Source organism: Streptomyces sp. NPDC057654, from assembly GCF_042800135.1.
In the GTDB taxonomy this organism is placed as follows: domain Bacteria; phylum Actinomycetota; class Actinomycetes; order Streptomycetales; family Streptomycetaceae; genus Streptomyces.
This window is the reverse complement of sequence record NZ_JBHVHQ010000089.1, coordinates 1-16132: the sequence shown is the minus strand read 5'-3', so window position 1 is coordinate 16132 and position 16132 is coordinate 1. Positions and strand designations below refer to the sequence as shown.

14 protein-coding genes are annotated in these 16132 nt (G+C 72.9%); 5 read left to right on the top strand and 9 right to left on the bottom strand.

Annotation, left to right across the window (positions count from 1 at the left end; genetic code table 11):
- Positions 1-190: 190 nt before the first annotated feature.
- From ACFU99_RS10360 to ACFU99_RS10350, 3 genes are read right to left on the bottom strand one after another with little or no spacing between them, the layout of a single operon-like run.
- Complete coding sequence (locus ACFU99_RS10360) at positions 191-1876, bottom strand: FAD-dependent oxidoreductase (RefSeq protein ID WP_384388678.1); 1686 nt, start codon at positions 1874-1876, stop codon at positions 191-193.
- Positions 1866-2816, bottom strand: a complete 951-nt coding sequence (locus ACFU99_RS10355) for an aromatase/cyclase (protein WP_384388675.1) — start codon at positions 2814-2816, stop codon at positions 1866-1868. The genes ACFU99_RS10360 and ACFU99_RS10355 overlap by 11 nt, the downstream gene beginning before the upstream one ends.
- Before the next feature lie 48 nt (positions 2817-2864).
- Positions 2865-3653, bottom strand: a complete 789-nt coding sequence (locus tag ACFU99_RS10350; protein ID WP_384388673.1) for an SDR family NAD(P)-dependent oxidoreductase — start codon at positions 3651-3653, stop codon at positions 2865-2867.
- 302 nt (positions 3654-3955) lie between these two features.
- Here ACFU99_RS10350 and ACFU99_RS10345 point away from each other — a divergent pair, with 302 nt between their 5' ends.
- The 4 genes from ACFU99_RS10345 to ACFU99_RS10330 all read left to right on the top strand — a co-directional run bounded on the left by ACFU99_RS10345 (position 3956) and on the right by ACFU99_RS10330 (position 7518).
- Positions 3956-4411: a nuclear transport factor 2 family protein gene (locus ACFU99_RS10345; RefSeq protein WP_384388670.1), complete on the top strand. Its 456-nt coding sequence runs from the start codon at positions 3956-3958 to the stop codon at positions 4409-4411.
- Positions 4408-6045, top strand: coding sequence for a class I adenylate-forming enzyme family protein (locus ACFU99_RS10340; protein WP_384388667.1), 1638 nt, complete (start codon positions 4408-4410; stop codon positions 6043-6045). Before ACFU99_RS10345 ends, ACFU99_RS10340 begins: the two co-directional genes overlap by 4 nt.
- Positions 6046-6106: 61 nt before the next feature.
- Positions 6107-6406 (top strand): antibiotic biosynthesis monooxygenase family protein, encoded by a 300-nt coding sequence (locus tag ACFU99_RS10335; protein WP_384388664.1) that lies wholly within the window; start codon positions 6107-6109, stop codon positions 6404-6406.
- Positions 6407-6483: 77 nt separating this feature from the next.
- Positions 6484-7518: a methyltransferase gene (locus tag ACFU99_RS10330; RefSeq protein ID WP_384388661.1), complete on the top strand. Its 1035-nt coding sequence runs from the start codon at positions 6484-6486 to the stop codon at positions 7516-7518.
- Between the two features lie 88 nt (positions 7519-7606).
- Here the strand turns inward: ACFU99_RS10330 and ACFU99_RS10325 are convergent, their stop codons facing one another.
- The 6 genes from ACFU99_RS10325 to ACFU99_RS10300 form a co-directional block, all read right to left on the bottom strand.
- A complete protein-coding gene (locus ACFU99_RS10325; RefSeq protein WP_384388658.1) occupies positions 7607-8893 on the bottom strand; it encodes an FAD-dependent oxidoreductase in 1287 nt (428 codons plus the stop codon).
- A complete protein-coding gene (asnB, locus tag ACFU99_RS10320) occupies positions 8890-10740 on the bottom strand; it encodes an asparagine synthase (glutamine-hydrolyzing) (RefSeq protein ID WP_384388655.1) in 1851 nt (616 codons plus the stop codon). The genes ACFU99_RS10325 and asnB overlap by 4 nt, the downstream gene beginning before the upstream one ends.
- A 12-nt stretch (positions 10741-10752) precedes the next feature.
- Positions 10753-11052 carry an acyl carrier protein gene (locus ACFU99_RS10315; RefSeq protein ID WP_384388653.1) on the bottom strand — a complete coding sequence of 100 codons (300 nt, stop codon included), beginning with the start codon at positions 11050-11052 and terminating at the stop codon, positions 10753-10755.
- A gap of 117 nt (positions 11053-11169) precedes the next feature.
- Entirely contained in the window at positions 11170-12429 is a 1260-nt protein-coding gene (locus tag ACFU99_RS10310; protein WP_384388650.1) for a ketosynthase chain-length factor, read from the bottom strand.
- A complete protein-coding gene (locus ACFU99_RS10305; protein WP_384388648.1) occupies positions 12426-13703 on the bottom strand; it encodes a beta-ketoacyl-[acyl-carrier-protein] synthase family protein in 1278 nt (425 codons plus the stop codon). Before ACFU99_RS10305 ends, ACFU99_RS10310 begins: the two co-directional genes overlap by 4 nt.
- Before the next feature lie 56 nt (positions 13704-13759).
- Positions 13760-14287 carry a MarR family winged helix-turn-helix transcriptional regulator gene (locus ACFU99_RS10300; protein ID WP_384388646.1) on the bottom strand — a complete coding sequence of 176 codons (528 nt, stop codon included), beginning with the start codon at positions 14285-14287 and terminating at the stop codon, positions 13760-13762.
- A 147-nt stretch (positions 14288-14434) separates the two neighbouring features.
- On the opposite strand from ACFU99_RS10300, the gene ACFU99_RS10295 reads away from it, so the two are divergent.
- On the top strand, positions 14435-16105 hold the full coding sequence (locus ACFU99_RS10295; protein WP_384388643.1) for an MDR family MFS transporter: 1671 nt from the start codon (positions 14435-14437) through the stop codon (positions 16103-16105).
- Positions 16106-16132 lie beyond the last annotated feature (27 nt).

Genomic DNA, 16132 nt, shown 5'->3' with positions numbered 1-16132 from the left:
CATCAGCACCTCGTGCCCGGCGGCGGCGAGCCGCCGGGCGACGGCCAGCCCCACGCCGCTCGTCGCACCGGTGACCAGCGCCGGTGCACCACTGCTCACGCCCGTGGCGGCGTTCCGCGCTTGTGCAGTCATATCTGTGGCCCTTTCGCTTCGTCTTCTCCGTACGGGGCCGGCGACCGGCCCGCGGCAGTCACTCGCCGGCGCGCTCGTCGCCGGACAGCAGATGGAAGCCGTCGAACACGGCCGCGAGCCCCGCGAAATCCGTCACCGGGCCCCGGTCCGCGAGATAGCCGTCCGGTCTGATCAGCGCGTACGCGCCGGGGCCCGGCCCCAGCGCCCGGCCCACCGCGCCGTCCGGGTCGGCCAGCACGTACGGCCCCTCGCCCGCGGGCCCTGACGTGACGACGCGTACGGACACGGCGCCGCCGTACGCACCGTCCACCCGCTCCGCGCACCGCCGCCCGTCGCCGAACAGCAGCAGCGTCCAGCGCGGATCGGTGAGCTCCTGGCACAGCGCCCGCCAGCCGGGGTGGCGCTTCTCCTCGTCGGCCGAGCACCCCACCCGCCGCCCCGGCCGGACGCCGTCCATGGTGCCCGCGGCCGGTCGCGGGGTCAGCGGCCCGTCCTCGTAGTGCAGGGCGAGGCCGGACATCCCCGCCATCATCCGGTGCTCGACGCGCCGCTTCGCGGGCCGCAGCGCCTTGAGCGCGGTCAGCCCCACGGGCATCAGCACGGGAGCGGCGGCATTGCGCAGTGCCACGAGCGCCGTGGCCTTCTTGGTCGAGCCCAGCAGCCGGCCGCCCACCGGCAGCCGCTCCGCCGGATACGTGTCGAGCAGCGCGTCACGCGCGTGCCCCCGCACCACGTCGGCGAGCTTCCAGGCCAGGTTGTACGCGTCCTGGATACCGGTGTTCATGCCCTGGCCGGACGCCGGGCTGTGCACGTGCGCCGCGTCCCCGGCCACGAAGCAGCGCCCGGACCGCATGCCCGTGATCATGCGCTGCTGGACCCGGAACACCGAGATCCAGGTGGGGGCCGACACCGCCACGGGACGCCCGAGCGCCTTCTCCAACTTCCGTGCCAGCAGGGCCCGTACCGCCTCCGGGTCGTTGGCGTCCACGGTTGCGTCGGCGTACTCCGTGTCCACGATCCGCCACTTGCCGGGCGCGGGGAACGGGACGAGCAGCAGGGTGCCCTGACCGGTGTGCACGAGGTGGTTGGAGTCGCGGGGGAGCGGGGCGTCGAGCACCACGTCGGCGTTGAGCCAGGTACGGGCCGCGCCGCCGTGCACCCGCAGCCCGAGCCGCTCGCGCACGGTGCTGCGCGAGCCGTCCGCGCCCACCAGCCACCCCGCGGTGATCTCCTGCGCGGCCTCCGCCCCCGTGCTCCGCAGCCGGGCCGTCACCTGCTGGAGCCCCGGCGCGAAGTCGACCAGCTCCATGCCCCACTCGACCTCGACGCCGAGGCGGCGCAGGCTGTCCCGCAGCACCTCCTCCGTCAGCACCTGATCGACCATCAGCGTGTACGGGTATCGGGTGGGCAGCTTCGCGTAGTTGGTGTCGAAGCGGATGAGCGGCTTGCCCCGCATGTGCAGCGTGAAGTGCTCGACCCGCTGCCCCCGCGCGAGCAGCTCGTCCGCCACCCCCATCTGGTGGCAGACCTCCATGGTGCGCGGGTGCGTGGCCAGCGCGCGGCTCGTGGTCGCCGGGCCCGAGGCCCGGTCCACCACCCGCAGCCGCACGCCGCGCCGGGCGAGTTCATGCGCGACGGTCAGCCCCGCCGGGCCGCCCCCGACGACCAGCACCTCGACGTCCGGGGCCGCCGCGGCGGGCCCGTCCGAGGCCGTGACCGCCGGGCCCGGTCCGTCACCGCGCATGCGCCGACTCCGTGAACCGCTTGGCGTGCGCGAGCGTCGCGGCGCTGTTGCCGCCCACGGCCGCGCGCACATACGCCCGCGCCGACGCCGGGGTCGCCTCCTCGCCCAGCACGGCCGGGATCGCCGACGCGTTCAGCGCGATGGTGTGATGGGACGTCACCTTCAGCCCCTCGGCGGTCCTCTCCAGCCGCCAGGTGCCGGTGTGCGTGGTCATCAGGGGCGGGGTGACGAGCTGTTTGTAGACGATGCGGTCGCCCGGGAAGCAGACGCGCACCGACTCGGTGGTGTGCTCCGAACCGTTCCCGGCGCGTGTGACCATCGTCATCGCCTGGACGTTCGGCGCCGGCTCGGTCAGCTCCATCCGCGAGACGTGCGGCAGTCGCTCCGGCCACTTCGCGGCCTCGTACAGGAAGTCGTACGCGACGTCGGCCGGCCCGTCGATCAGCTCGGAGTCCTCGAAGGAGAACACCAGCTCCGCACGGTTCCGCCAACTCTCCGCCAGATCCTTGATGTTGGCGAGCTCCGTCCGGCTGTTGCGGTCGGTCGCCGTGCCGATCCAGGCCACCTGCTCCGCGTCGTCGTCGACGGCCTCGAAGTCGTGGTGCAGCACCAGCCGCGCCCCGCCGCCGGGCCGCTCCTCGACGACCCACTCGCCGCCCATCGCGGCGACCGGCGGCGAGCACACCTCCTGCCGGAACCGCACCCGGCGCGCCGCCTCGTCCAGGTCGCGACGCGAAGTCCAGTGCTTCACCTCGCCGTTGGCGGTGGCCCAGATCCGCAGCCGCTCACTGGCGGCGTCGAGCGCCTCGCGCTCGACATGGACGGTCGGCGCGAACCGCCCCGGCCACGCCGCGGCGTCCGCGATGATCGCGTACACGGTGTCGGCCGGGGCGTCGATCTCGATCTCGTGCACGGTGCGGTGACGTCCGTACGAGGTCATGGAGCAGCCTTCCTTCTCGTCGATGGGGTCCAGTGGGTTCAGGAGGGATCAGTAACTTCCCAGCCCGCCGCAGACGTTGAGGGCCTGCGCGGTGATCGACGCGGCCTCCTCGGTCACCAGATAGCCGACCAGCCCCGCCACCTCCCGCGGAGTGGAGTAACGCCCCATCGGGATCTTGTCGTTGAAGCGGCCCAGCACGTCGTCCTCGGTGGTCTCCCACGTCGCCGCGTACGCCTGCCGGACCCGCACCGCCATCGGCGTCTCGACATACCCCGGGCACACCGCGTTGACGGTGACGCCCGTCTGGGCCAGCTCCTTGGCCAGCGCCTTGGTGAAGCCGATCACGCCGCTCTTGGACGCCGAGTACGGCGCGCCCAGCGGCACCCCCTGCTTGCCGCCCGTCGAGGCGATGCTGATGATCCGTCCGCCGTCCGTGCCCTCCAGGCCGCCGGTCGTCAGCGCCTCGCGCGTCACGCGGAAGACACTGTTGAGGTTGGTGTCGATCACGTCGTTCCACAGCTCGTCGGTGATCCGCGCGGTCGGGCCGCCGCCGTTCCGCCCGGCGTTGTTGACCAGCACCGTCAGCGGCCCGTACCGGTCGACGGCAGCGCGCACCACCGCGCGTACCGACTCCGGCGACCGCACGTCCCCGTCACGGCCGTCCACGTCGAGGCCCTCGGCGCGCAGCTCCTTGACGACCGCCGCCACGTCGTCGGCGCTCCGCGCGCAGAGGAACACCCGTAGCCCGCGCTCGGCGAGCGTCCTCACCACGGCGAGGCCGATACCGCTGGTTCCGCCCGTGACCAGGGCGGTTCGGGGCACACCCGTGCTGCTCATGACCGTTCCTCCATCGTGTCGCGCGTCTTCTGTGCGCCTCAGGGTGCAAGGCGCTCTTCGAGGCTCGGCCGACTGCGGTTCGTGCCGACGCCGCCGCCCGCCGCCCCGACCGCGCCTCGAAAACCTTTCGAAGACCTGCTGCCACGCTCGCCGGGCGGCTGCGGGCGGCTGCGGGCGGCTGCGGGCGGCTGCGGGCAGGTCGGCGATGCGCACAGGGCGCGGGCCCGGACCAGCCGAGAGAGCCACCACAGAGCCACCACCGACACACACCACCGACAGACACAGGGGAGAGGGGAGAGGGCATGTCGCCTTCGCAGCGGCCGGCCGACGCCGGCCCGGAAACGGCGCTCTACCAGGAGGTCCAGCACTTCTACGGGCGCCAGATGCGGTATCTCGACGAGGCGCGGGTCATGGAGTGGGCCCGGACCTTCACCGAGGACGGCGTGTTCACCGCCAACGCGCACCCCCAGCCGTCCACCGGCCGCGCCGAGATCGCCGCCGGCGCCCGCAAGGCCGCGGACCAGCTCGCCGAGCAAGGCGTCCAGCGCCGCCACTGGCTCGGCATGCTCCAAGTCGACGAGCAGCCCGACGGCACCGTACGAGCGCAGACGTACGCGCTCATCCTGAGCACCCCGCGCGGCGGCCAGGCGGCCGTGCACCTCAGCTGCTCCTGCGACGACCTGCTGGTACGCCAGGACGGAAAGCTGCTGGTGAAGCACCGCAAGGTCGAGCGGGACGACCTGCGGACCGGCCGGTGAGCACCGCCACCGGGGACAGCACCACCGCGGACGGGACCACCCGCGACAGCACCGCCGTCGGCGCCCCCCTGGAGACGCTCGGCGAGCTGCTCGGCGGCCCTCGGATCGACGACCTGCTGCGCCGCGCCGCGGCCCGCGCCCCCGAACGGCTCGCGCTGAGCGGCCCGTCGGGGGAGCTGACCTACGCCGCCCTCGACGAGCGCGTCAGCCGCTGCGCCGCCGCCCTGCGCGCCGCGTTCGGCGGACCCGACACCGTGGTGGGCATCGCCGCGGCGCTCGATCTGCCGTTCGCCGTCGCCTACTTCGGCCTCGCGCGGGCCCAGAACGTCAGCGCCATCTTCAACCCGCTCCTGCGCGAGGAGCGCCTCGAACACGTCCTCGCGTCCTCCGGCGCGCAAGCGGTGATCATTCCGCCCGCGATGCACCCGATCATCGAAGCGGTACGGCCGCGCCTGCCCGCGCTACGGGCCGTGGTGCTCACCCACCGGGACGATCAGGGCGGTCCTGAGGGGCTGCCGACGCTCGACGAGCTGATCCGCGACGCCCCGGCCGGGGAGCCCGCGGCCGAGCACGACGCCGGTTCCGTGGCGAACCTCCAGTTCACCAGCGGCACCACCGGCGCGCCGAAGACCGTCATGCTCACCCACCGCAATCTGACCGTCAACGCCGCCCAGACCGCGCACGTCCACCGGCTGACCCCGGACTCCGTGCTGCTCAACAACCTGCCGTCGTTCCATCTGATGCATCTGAACATCGCCGTGGCCGTCGGCGCCACCCATGTGCTGTGCCCCGAGGACGACAGCGAACACGCGGCCCGCACCGCCGCCCGGTTCGGCGCGACCCACTACTACAGCCTGCCCGTACGGCTCGCCCGGCTGGCCGCCCACCCGCGGCTGCCGGAGCTGGCTGTGCCCACGCTCCGGGCCGTGCTCTCCGGCGGCTCGGCGCTGCCCGGCCGGACGGGCACGGTGCTGAGCGCCCACTTCGGCGTACCCGTCGGCCAGGGGTACGGGCTCGCCGAGACCTCCCCGTCCACGCACTTCGACACCCTGGACCAGCCCGTCCCCGGCTCCTGCGGCCCGCCCGTACCCGGTACCGAGTGCCGCATCGTCGAACCGGAGACGCGCGCCGTGCTGCCCCCGGACACCCGCGGCGAGATACAGGTCCGCGGCCCGCAGCTGATGAAGGGGTACCTCGACCCGGCCACGGGCACGCCCGGCGCCGTCGACGCGGAGGGCTGGCTCTCCACCGGGGACATCGGCTACGCCGACGCGGACGGGCGGCTGTTCGTCGTCGACCGCATCAAGGACGTCTTCAAGTGCGACAACTGGCTGGTGTCGCCGCTGGAGATCGAGAGCGTCCTGCTGCGCAGCCCCGGCATCGCCGACTGCGTCGTCTTCGACCACCCCGAGGAGACCAGCGGGGCCGTCGCGCACGCCTGGATCGTGCCGCGCGAGGGCGCTGCGGGCGGCGCCGAGGTCGACGCCGCCGTGCGGGCGACCAACGGGGCGCTGCCCTATTACGCGCACATCCGGTACCTCGACGTGGTGGAGCGGATACCGCGCTCGCCCACCGGCAAGGTCCAACGCCGCGACCTGCGCGAACAGGCCCTCGCGGGCCGCCTGCCGCAGTGAGAGCGGAACACGAGCTCTGACGGCCACACCACCCCCGTACGCACGGAGAGGACGACGCCCCATGTTCACCTTCATCAACCGCTTCACCGTCACCGGCGACACCGCCGAATTCGAGGCCCGGATCGCCGGGATCACCGAGCACATGACCCGGCAGCCGGGCTTCCGCTCCCACCGGCTCTACCACTCCGTCAAGGACGCCGCGGTCTATGTGGAGGTGGCGGAGTGGGACGACGCCGACGCCCACCAGCGCGCCGTGCGCACCGAGGGGTTCCAGCAGGCCGTACGCCCCGTCATGGCGCTGGCCACCGCGGATCCGGCGCCCTTCTCCGTGGTCACCGCGCACACGGCGGCGGCCCGCTAGACCCCGGAGTACGCCCGCACGTCCCGCAGCACCGTCCCCACGCCCGTACACCCGCACCGACCGGAAGGGTCCCCACCGTGACCGACGCATCGCCCACGGCCATCCCGCCCGCAGTGACGCAGCTGCGCGAACTCGCCCTCAGCGCCGCCTGCGCCGCCGCCGTCCGCGCGGCGGCCCGCCTCGGCGTCATGGACGCGCTCGGCGACGAGCCCGCCACCGCCGAGCAGCTCGCCGCGGCCGTGAACGCCCAGCCCGAGGCGCTGGCCAGGCTGCTGCGCGCCCTCGCCTCGAACGGCATCGGCGCCGAACTGCCCGACGGGCGCTTCGCGCACAGCGACACCTCGCGGCTGCTGCGCGAGGACGCCCAGCGCAGCCTGCGCTACACCTGCCTGTGGGCCACCGAGCCCTGGACCTGGGAGCTGTGGCCGCATCTCGACGAGGCGGTCCGCACGGGCAAGAGCGTCTTCGCCGACCTGTTCGGCACCGAGTTCTTCGACTACCTGCACACCGCCGAGGCGCGCGAGTCCTCCGAGGTGTTCGACAAGGCGATGACCCAGTCCAGCATCCTGTCGGCACGGGCCATCGCCGACGTACTCAGCCTCGACGGCGTCGAGCGGATCGTGGACATCGCCGGCGGCCAGGGCCGAGTGCTGGCCACCCTCCTGGAGCGCCACCCGGCGCTGCGCGGCACGCTCTTCGACCTCCCGGACGTCGTCGCCGGGGCCGACCCGCGGCTGCGGTCCGGCGGCGCACTCGCCGAGCGGGCGACGCTGGTGGGCGGCGACTGCCGCCAGGAGATCCCGGTCTCCGCCGACGTCTACCTCCTGAAGAACATCCTGGAGTGGGACGACGAGAGCACTGTGCGCACCCTGCGCAACGCCGCCGCCGCGGCCCGCCCCGGCGCCCGCGTCGTGGTCATCGAGAACCTGGTGGACGGCAGCCCCGAGGCCCGCTTCACCACGGCCATGGACCTGATGCTGCTGCTCAACGTCGGCGGGAAGAAGCACACCGAGGCCGGGCTGCGGGCGCTCGTCGGCCAGGCCGGCCTGCGGCTCGACGCCGTCACGCCCGTCAACTCCTACCTCCACATGTTCGAGAGCACCGTGGTGTAGGAGCGGCCCCCGGCCGTACGAAGAACCCCACCGCTTTGGGGAGCGGTGGGGTTCTTGGTATCGGACGGGCCCGTATCGAACGGGCCCTTCAAGCGGCCGCGGACTCGTCCTCGCCGAACAGGCCGGAGCGGACCTCGATGGACTCATTGCCGAACGCGATCCGGCGCAGCAGCGACCGGTAGGCCGGGGTGCGCGAGAGAAGAGTCGCGGCCCGCGGCCGTACGACCGAGGAAACGCGCCCCCGCGAGAGCATCATCCGGCTCTGCATGATCTGAATACGCGTCATGTTCTTGACGTCGCGCGCGCGTTGAGCGGCGAACGGCGTCAGCAGCGCCTCGCTCACCGCCCCGCGCCGGACGCCCTCCATCAGCAGCGGATGCGCGGCCACCGCGTCCTGGATGGCGAGGTTGATGCCCTGCGCGCCGATGGGGCTGTGGGTGTGCGCGCTGTCGCCGATCAGCAGCAGCCCGTCCCGCGCCCACCGCCGTACGCTCCCGGCGAAGACGTCCAGCAGCGACAGGTCGCCGAAGCCGCGCACCTGCGCTTCGATGGCGTCCGCGTAGTGCGGCGCCGCCCGCCGCAGCTGGTCCTTCACGTGCGCGAAACCCTGGCTCGCCATCGCCGGATAGCCGCCGTGCGGCAGCGTCCAGCCGAGCTGCACGCTGTCGGGGAAGGACGTGTAGGCGAGCAGCGGGCTCCCGCCGGCCCTGAAGATGCGGACGTTCTCCAGCGCCGGCTGGGTGAGCCGGAACCACAGCACGTCCTGGTCGAAGAGGTCGAGGCGGTCGTGGGCGATGCCGGCGAGGCGGCGCACGGTGGAGAAGCGGCCGTCCGCGCCGACCACGCACAGCGCCCGGACCTGGAGCGGCGGCCGGTCCCCGGCAGGCCGGCAGGTCACGCCGCGCACCGCGCCGCCCTCCTCCAGCAGCCCGGTGACCTTGGCCCCCTCGACGTACTCGAAGCCCGGATACGCGCGGCAGCGCTCCAGCAGTTCCGCCAGGAGGTGGCGCTGCGGGAGGCTCAGCAGGCAGTTGTACGGGCCGGGCAGCCGCCGGTAGTCCCCGTCGATGAGGACCTTGCCGCGCTCCTCCAGCCGGAAGCCGTCGTGTTCGTGGCTGCCGCGCCGCCGGGCCCCGGCCAGCACCCCGAGGGAGTCCAGCAGCCGCTGCCCGCCGGGCTGGAGGATCTCGCCCCGGTAGGCCCGCTCCAGTGACCGGCTCCGCTCCAGGACGGTGACCCGCGCGCCGGACCGAGCCAGGAGCAGCGCCAGGGTCAGCCCGGCGGGCCCCGCGCCGACGACGCACACGTCGGCCCGGCGGACGTCGCTCCCGTGCCCGCTGGGCCCCTTCTCGCGCGGGTTCTCGTGCGGGCTCACAGTTCGAGGGTGATGCCGTAGGAGGTCAGCCACGCGTTGAGCCACAGCACCAGCTCCAGGCTGCCGCGGTCGTACGGGCGGCTGACCGCGCCCACGGACCGCCCGGCCGTGGCCCGCGCCCGGTCCAGGTCCAGCAGGTCCCGTACGGGCGCGTCCCGGTCGGCCAGCACCCGCGCCAGCTCGCGCCGCAGCAGCAGTTCGTACCCCGGGTCCTGGGTGGCGGGGTAGGGCGTCTTGACGCGGTCGAGCACGGACCTCGGCAGCAGGTCGCGGACCGCGGCCCGCAGCAGGCTCTTCTCCCGGCCGTCGAAACTCTTCATGGCCCACGGCACGTTGAAGACGTACTCCACCAGCCGGTGGTCGCAGAACGGCACCCGGACCTCCAGCCCGGTCGCCATGCTCATCCGGTCCTTGCGGTCGAGGAGGGTCTGTACGAACCGGGTCAGGTTCAGATACGTCACCTCGCGCATCCGGCGCTCCCCGAGGTCCTCGCCGGGCAGCTCCGGCACCTCGTCGAGCGCCTCCTGATAGCGGGCCCGCCGGTATCCGGGCAGGTCGAGCTTCTCCAGCAGCCGCGGATCGAGCAGCGACTTGCCGCCGAAGTAGCGGGCCGATCCCGAGGTGAGCCACGGAAAGGTGTCGGCGCCCACGGCCGCCGGGCGGTGGAACCACTGGTAGCCGCCGAAGAGTTCGTCGGCCGACTCCCCGGACAGCGCCACCGTGCAGTGCCCGCGCACCTGTTGGAAGAAGAGATAGAGGGAAGGCCACATGTCGCCCCAGTACACCGGCGGCAGATCGGTGGCCCCCAGCACGGCAGCCCGTACGGCCGGGCTGCTCAACTCGTCGCTGTCCAAAAGGATTTCGGTGTGCTCGCCCGCCACGTGCCGGACCATGTCCCGGATGAACGGGGCGTCCGGGGAGACCCGTACGGCATCGGGCTCGAACGCCGCGTCCGCGCCGACGAAGTCGACGGAGAAGCTGCGCACCGGGCCGCCGCCGGACGCCGCGCGCGAACGCGCGGCGAGCGCGGTGACCGCCGAGGAGTCCAGGCCGCCGGAGAGCAGCCCGCACAGCGGCACGTCCGAGATCAGCTGGCGCGAGACGATGTCCTCCAGCAGCTCGCGCACCGTGGCGATGGTCGTCGGCAGGTCGTCCGTGTGCTCCTGGGCCTGGAGCGACCAGTACCGCTTCGCGGCCGTGCCGGAGCGGGTGACCCGCACCAGCTCGCCGGGGCGCACCTCCCGCAGCCCGGCGAAGACCGCCTCGCCGGGAGTCTTCACCATGTCCAGCACCTCGCACAGCCCGGTCGCCGTCACCCGCCGCGGCATCAGCGGATTGGCCAGCACCGCCTTGGGCTCCGAGCCGAACAGCACCCCGCGCGCCGTCGGGTGGTAGTAGAGCGGCTTGACGCCCATCCGGTCGCGGACCAGCAGCAGCTCCTGGCGCCCCTCGTCCCAGATGCCGAACGCGTACATGCCATTGAGCCGGTCGACGAGCGCCGCGCCCCACTGGATGTAGGCGCGCAGCACGACCTCGGTGTCGCACCGGGTACGGAAGCGGTGCCCGTGGGAGAGGAGTTCGGCGCGCAGCTCCCGGAAGTTGTAGATCTCGCCGCTGAACGTGATCACCGCGGTGGATCCGGCCCCGGTGTCGGCGGTCATCGGCTGGGCGCCGCCCGCCGGGTCGATGACCGCGAGCCGGCGGTGGCCGAGCGCCGCGTGCGGGCCGAGCCACACCCCCTCGGCGTCCGGGCCCCGGCAGGCCATGGTGTCGGTCATCGCCTGGGCCGTGGCGCGTTCCCGCGTGAGATCCTTGCCGAAATCGATCCAGCCCGTGATTCCGCACATGTCGTGGGCCCCTCACACCTTGCCGTTGGAGGAGTCGGCGGCCTTGGCCGCCGAACGCCCGCATCCGAGCGCCGAGTTGGTCATGTCGATCAGGTCGCGGGGCGTCAGCGCCTTCTCCACGGTGTCGTCCCCGAGCTGGATCGAGCAGTCGCGTTCGATGCGTCCCACGGTGTTGAGCAGGGCCAGCGAGTCGTAGCCGAGGTCCTCGAACGGGACATCGAGGATGTCCCCCTCCAGATCGACCGACTCCTCCTCGCCGGCGCACTCGCGCAGCAGAACGAGGAGGTCACTGACCGTGAGCGTGGTGGGCATGGGGGAGTCCTCTCATGGAAATCTGGAATGCTGGAAATCCGGAATGCTGGAATGCTGGAATGCTGAAAACCTGAAAGGCGACCAAGCGGTGGGAGATCAGCGAGGTGCGGGCGTGCCTCACGCCGGGCGGCGCACCACCAGCGCCGAGTTGAACCCGCCGTAGCCGCGCGCGAGCACCAGCGCGCAGCCGAGCTCCGCCTCGCGGGCCGAGCCGGTCACCAGGTCGAGGGCGGCGGGGATGTCGCCAACGTGCGCGGTGGGCGGGATCACCTGGTCCCGCAGCGACAGCAGCGCCGTCGCCACATCCAGCGGCGCGCCGCCCGCCAGCAGCCGGCCGGTCATCGTCTTCGGCGCCGTCGCCGGCACGCCGTACGGGCCGAACACCGCGGTCAGCGCCGCGGCCTCCGCGGCGTCGAGCTCAGGGACGCCCATGGCGTCGGCGAACACCACGTCCACGGCGTCCGGCGACAGCCGCGCGTCGGCCAGCGCCAGATGGATCGCCCGGCGCAGGCCGGGCTCGCGGTCCGAGCCGGGGCGGGGGTCGAACGTCGCGGCGTACCCGGCGATCCGCCCGTACTCGCGCGCGCCCCGCGCGGCCGCGGCCTCTGGATCCTCCAGCACCAGCAGCGCGCCGCCCTCGCCGGGCACATAGCCCGTGGCGTCGGCGGTGAACGGCAGATAGGCGCGGCGCGGATCGGTGCGCGGACTCAGCCGCCCGGAGCGGCTCGCGCACAGCCAGCCCCACGGGCACAGCGCCCCGTCCACGCCGCCGGTCAGCATCAGCGGCGTACCGGTGCGCACATGGCGGCGGGCCTTCGCCACGGCGTCCAGGCCCCCGGCCTGCTCGGCTACGAGCGCGCCGCCCGGTCCGCGCATGCCGTGCCGGATGGAGACCTGTCCGGAGTTGACGGGGTAGAACCAGGCGAACGACTGGTACGCGCTGACGTACGAGCCGCCCTTGCTCCACAGCGCCTCCAGCTCCCGCTGGCCGAACTCGAAGCCGCCCGCCGACGCCGCCGTCACCACGCCCGCCGCGTACTCGGGCATCCGCTTGGGGTCGGCGCCCGCGTCGGCCAGCGCCTCGTCGGCGGCGACCAGCGCGAGCCGGGTCATGTGGTCCGTCTGCGGCAGCAGCCGGCCGGGCAGGTGGTCCTGCGGCACGAAGTCCTTGACCTCGCCCGCGAGCGTGCAGGCGTAGCCGCTCGGGTCGAAGCGGGTGACCCGCGCGATGCCGCTCTCGCCGCGCAGCGTCGCCGCCCAGTAGGGCTCGGCGCCGAGGCCGTTGGGGGCGATCACGCCGATGCCGGTGACGACGGGCAGCGCGGCGCCGGCCGTACGGGGAGCCGTGGCGGGCGCGGGGGCGGGGGAGGCGCTCATGCCGCCCTCCCCGGCTTCGTCACGACGATGGCGCTCTGGAACCCGCCGAACCCGCTGGCCACGGAGAGCACGGTGTTCACCGTCAACTCCCGGGCCACCAGCGGCACATAGTCGAGATCGCACTCCGGGTCGGGCTCGTGGAGGTTGGCGGTGGGCGGGATCAGCGAGTGCTCGACGGCCAGCGCGCACGCGGCGACCTCTAGCGAGCAGATCGCCCCCAGCGAATGGCCGATCATCGACTTGATGGAGCTGATGGGCGTGGTATAGGCGTGCGCCCCCAGGCTCCGCTTGAACGCCGCCGTCTCGTGCCGGTCGTTCTGCTTGGTGGCCGAACCGTGGGCGTTGACGTAGTCGATGGCGGACGGGTCGATCCGCGCGTGGTCCAGCGCGGCGCGGATGGCCTCGGCCATCTCCTTACCGTCGGAGCGCAGCCCCGTCATGCTGTACGCGTTGCACCGCGAGGCGTACCCGGAGACCTCGGCGTACATATGGGCGCCGCGCCGCCGGGCGTGCGAGAGCTCCTCCAGCACGAAGACCGCCGAGCCCTCGCCGAGCGCGAACCCGTTGCGGGTGCGGTCGAAGGGGCGGGAGGCGGTCTCCGGCTCGTCGTTGCGGGGCGTCGTCGCCTTGATCGCGTCGAAGCAGGCCACGGTGATCGGGGAGATCGCGGCGTCGGCGGCCCCCGCGACCATCACGTCCGCCTCCCCGTCGCGGATCAGGTCCACGGCGTGGCTGATCACGTCGATGCCGGAGGTGCAGCCCGTCGAGACCACGCCGACCGGCCCCTCGGCCTCCGCGAGCCAGGCGATCTCGGTGGCCATGGAGGAGGGCACGAAGTAGTCGTAGAGATACGGGACGCCGTGCGCGTCGTCGACCTGCCAGAGCCGCCCCTCGTCGCTGACCACGGCGTATTCGCGGTCCAGGCTGATGGTCATGCCGCACGCGGTGCCCATCATCACGCCCGTACGGGCCGGGTCCAGCTCCCCGCTCGCGCCGCTGTCCGCCAGCGCCTCCTTCGCGGCGGTGTAGCCGAACTGCGTGGTCCGGTCCCACTTGCGGATCTGCAACTGGGTCAGGCCCGCCGCGACGGGGTCGAAGTCGCACTCGGCCGCGACCCGGGAGCGGAACTGCGCGGCGTCGAAGGAGGAGATGGTGCGCGTGGCGGTGCGCCCCGCCGTGAGCATCTCCCAGTACGCCTTGGTGCCCACGCCTCCGGGGGCGACCACACCGATCCCGGTGATCACGACGCGTCGCGTGCCGTTGGTATCGGACACTGCGTCTCCTCTGCTGTCATCCCGTCGCCCCGGCCGGGCGGCGAGATCGATTCAGGTCAGAGTGGCCCGCGGGGTTCAAGGCGGCTTGGAGGCCGCTTCGAGGGTCGGCGGTCGCCCCGCGGGGCCGGGCCGGTCTCGTCCAGCTGCTCGTCGAGCTTGGTGCGCAGTGCCCGCAGCACCCCGATCGCGGTGCGCAGATCCCGGGCGGGAATCCCGTCCGACAGCTCGTCGAGCCACCGCTGCTCGCGGGGGGCGAGGTCGTCGAGCGCGCCCCGGCCGGCGTCGGTCAACTCGACCAGGGGGCTGCGCTGGTCGTGCGGGTTGGGGCTGGTGGCGACCATGCCCTCGGCGCGGAGGCGGTCGACGGTCTGCTGGACGGCCTGGCGGCGCAGGCCCCGTTCGCGGGCGAGCTGGGCGACGGTGGCGGGCCCGTCCAGGAGCAGGCCGGCCACCTGCCAGCGGGCCGAGGTGAGCCCGGCGTGGGCGGAGAGCTGGTCTCCGGCGCGCAGCAGGCGGCCGTTGACCGCGAAGACCTCGGAGGTGAGCTCCACCACGGCATCCGCTCGGGGTGTGGACGATGTCATGGCTTCAGCCTATTTCGAGCCACCCGTATTTCGACAAGAGCTTGTCAAAATGAGTACGCTCTGACTACCTTCGGCACACGACAAGGGCCTGCCGGAACGTCCGCTGTACGGAGCCGGTGAGCCGACCGGCCGGGGAATGAGGAAACCGTGTCACCCACGAGTCCGAGCGCCACCGCTGACAAGGGCGCCGCCGGGTTCACCCATGCGCAGATCATGACGGCCATGACCGGTCTGCTGCTCGCCGTGCTGCTCGCGGCGCTGGACCAGACCGTCGTCGCGACGGCCATGCGCACCATCGCCGACCAACTGCACGGACAGACGGTGCAGGCGTGGGCGACCACCGCTTATCTCATCGCCGCCGCGCTGTCGATGCCCTTCTACGGCAAGCTCTCCGACATCTACGGCCGCAAGCCCCTCTACCTCGCGGCCATCGGCGTCTTCATCGTGGGCTCCTGCCTGTGCGGCATGGCCCAGAACATGGAGCAGCTCGCCCTCTTCCGCGCCCTCCAGGGCCTGGGCGGCGGCGGGCTGATGTCGCTGCCGACCGCGATCGTCGCCGACCTCGCGCCCGTCCGCGAACGCGGCCGCTACTTCGCCTACCTCCAGATGGCCTGGGTCGCGGCGAGCGTCATCGGCCCGCTGGCCGGCGGCGCGCTCGCCGGCATGGGCCACACCCTCGGCCTGGAGGGCTGGCGCTGGATCTTCGTGGCCAACGTGCCCCTCGGGCTGCTGGCCCTGGTCACCGTCCGCAAGGCGCTCGACCTGCCGCACCAGCGCACCGAACACCGCATCGACGTCCTGGGCGCGCTGCTCCTCGCGCTGTTCCTGGTGCCCCTGCTGATCGTCGCCGAACAGGGCCGGGCCTGGGGCTGGTCCTCGCCCACCGCGCTGGCCCTCATCGGCCTCGGCGTCGTCGGACTCGTCCTGTTCCTGGTGGTCGAAGCGCGCCGGGGAGCGGAGGCCGTGCTGCCGCTGCGGCTCTTCAAGACCGGCGGCGTCGCCCTGTGCACCGGGGTCAACTTCACCATCGGCGTCGGCATCTTCGGCGCGGTGACCACCCTGCCGCTCTTCCTCCAGCTGGTGCAGGGCCGCACGCCGACCCAGGCCGGGCTCGTCGTCATCCCGCTGATGGTCGGCACCATCGCCTCCCAGATCGTCTCCGGCAAGCTGATCTCCTCCTCCGGCAAGTTCAAGAAACTGGCGATCGTGGGCCTGGGGTCCATGGCCGGCTCCCTGCTCGTCCTCAGCGTCATCGACGCCGGCACCCCGCTGTGGACCGTCGCGCTCCTCGCCCTCTGGCTCGGCGTCGGCATCGGCCTCGCCCAGACCGTCGTCACCCTCGCCATGCAGAACGCGGCCCCCAAGAGCGAACTGGGCGTGGCCAACGCCGCCTCCGGGCTGTGCCGCCAGATCGGCGGTTCGACGGGCGTCGCCGTGCTGTTCTCCGTCATGTTCGGGGTGGCCCTCGGCAAGATCGCCGACATGCTGCGCGGGCCGCGCCTGGGCCCCGTCGTCGCCGACCCCGCGGTCGCGGCCGACCCCGCCAACCACCGCTTCCTGGAGATGGCGAAGTCCGCGAACGGCAAGGCCATCGACCTGAACGACACCTCGTTCCTGCACGACATCGACCAGCGCATCGCCCGACCCGTCATGGACGCCTTCACCAGCGGCTTCCACACCATGTACCTCATCGGCGGCGTGGTCCTGCTGGCCGGCTTCGTCATGACGTGGTTCCTGCGCGAACTGGAGCCGGAGGAGGCGCCCGCGGAGGCCGCCCCGGCCGAGGCTTCGGACGGCCGGGCCGCCGCCGAGGGGTAGTGGCCGGGCGGGCCGCCGGCGGTGAAC

Coding starts and splice junctions, on each gene's coding strand:
- ACFU99_RS10360 (WP_384388678.1), bottom strand. CDS start 1,876: ATGCGCGGTGACGGACCGGGCCCGGCGGTCACGGCCTCGGACGGGCCC.
- asnB (WP_384388655.1), bottom strand. CDS start 10,740: ATGTGCGGAATCACGGGCTGGATCGATTTCGGCAAGGATCTCACGCGG.
- ACFU99_RS10345 (WP_384388670.1), top strand. CDS start 3,956: ATGTCGCCTTCGCAGCGGCCGGCCGACGCCGGCCCGGAAACGGCGCTC.
- ACFU99_RS10350 (WP_384388673.1), bottom strand. CDS start 3,653: ATGAGCAGCACGGGTGTGCCCCGAACCGCCCTGGTCACGGGCGGAACC.
- ACFU99_RS10355 (WP_384388675.1), bottom strand. CDS start 2,816: ATGACCTCGTACGGACGTCACCGCACCGTGCACGAGATCGAGATCGAC.
- ACFU99_RS10310 (WP_384388650.1), bottom strand. CDS start 12,429: ATGAGCGCCTCCCCCGCCCCCGCGCCCGCCACGGCTCCCCGTACGGCC.
- ACFU99_RS10335 (WP_384388664.1), top strand. CDS start 6,107: ATGTTCACCTTCATCAACCGCTTCACCGTCACCGGCGACACCGCCGAA.
- ACFU99_RS10300 (WP_384388646.1), bottom strand. CDS start 14,287: ATGACATCGTCCACACCCCGAGCGGATGCCGTGGTGGAGCTCACCTCC.
- ACFU99_RS10315 (WP_384388653.1), bottom strand. CDS start 11,052: ATGCCCACCACGCTCACGGTCAGTGACCTCCTCGTTCTGCTGCGCGAG.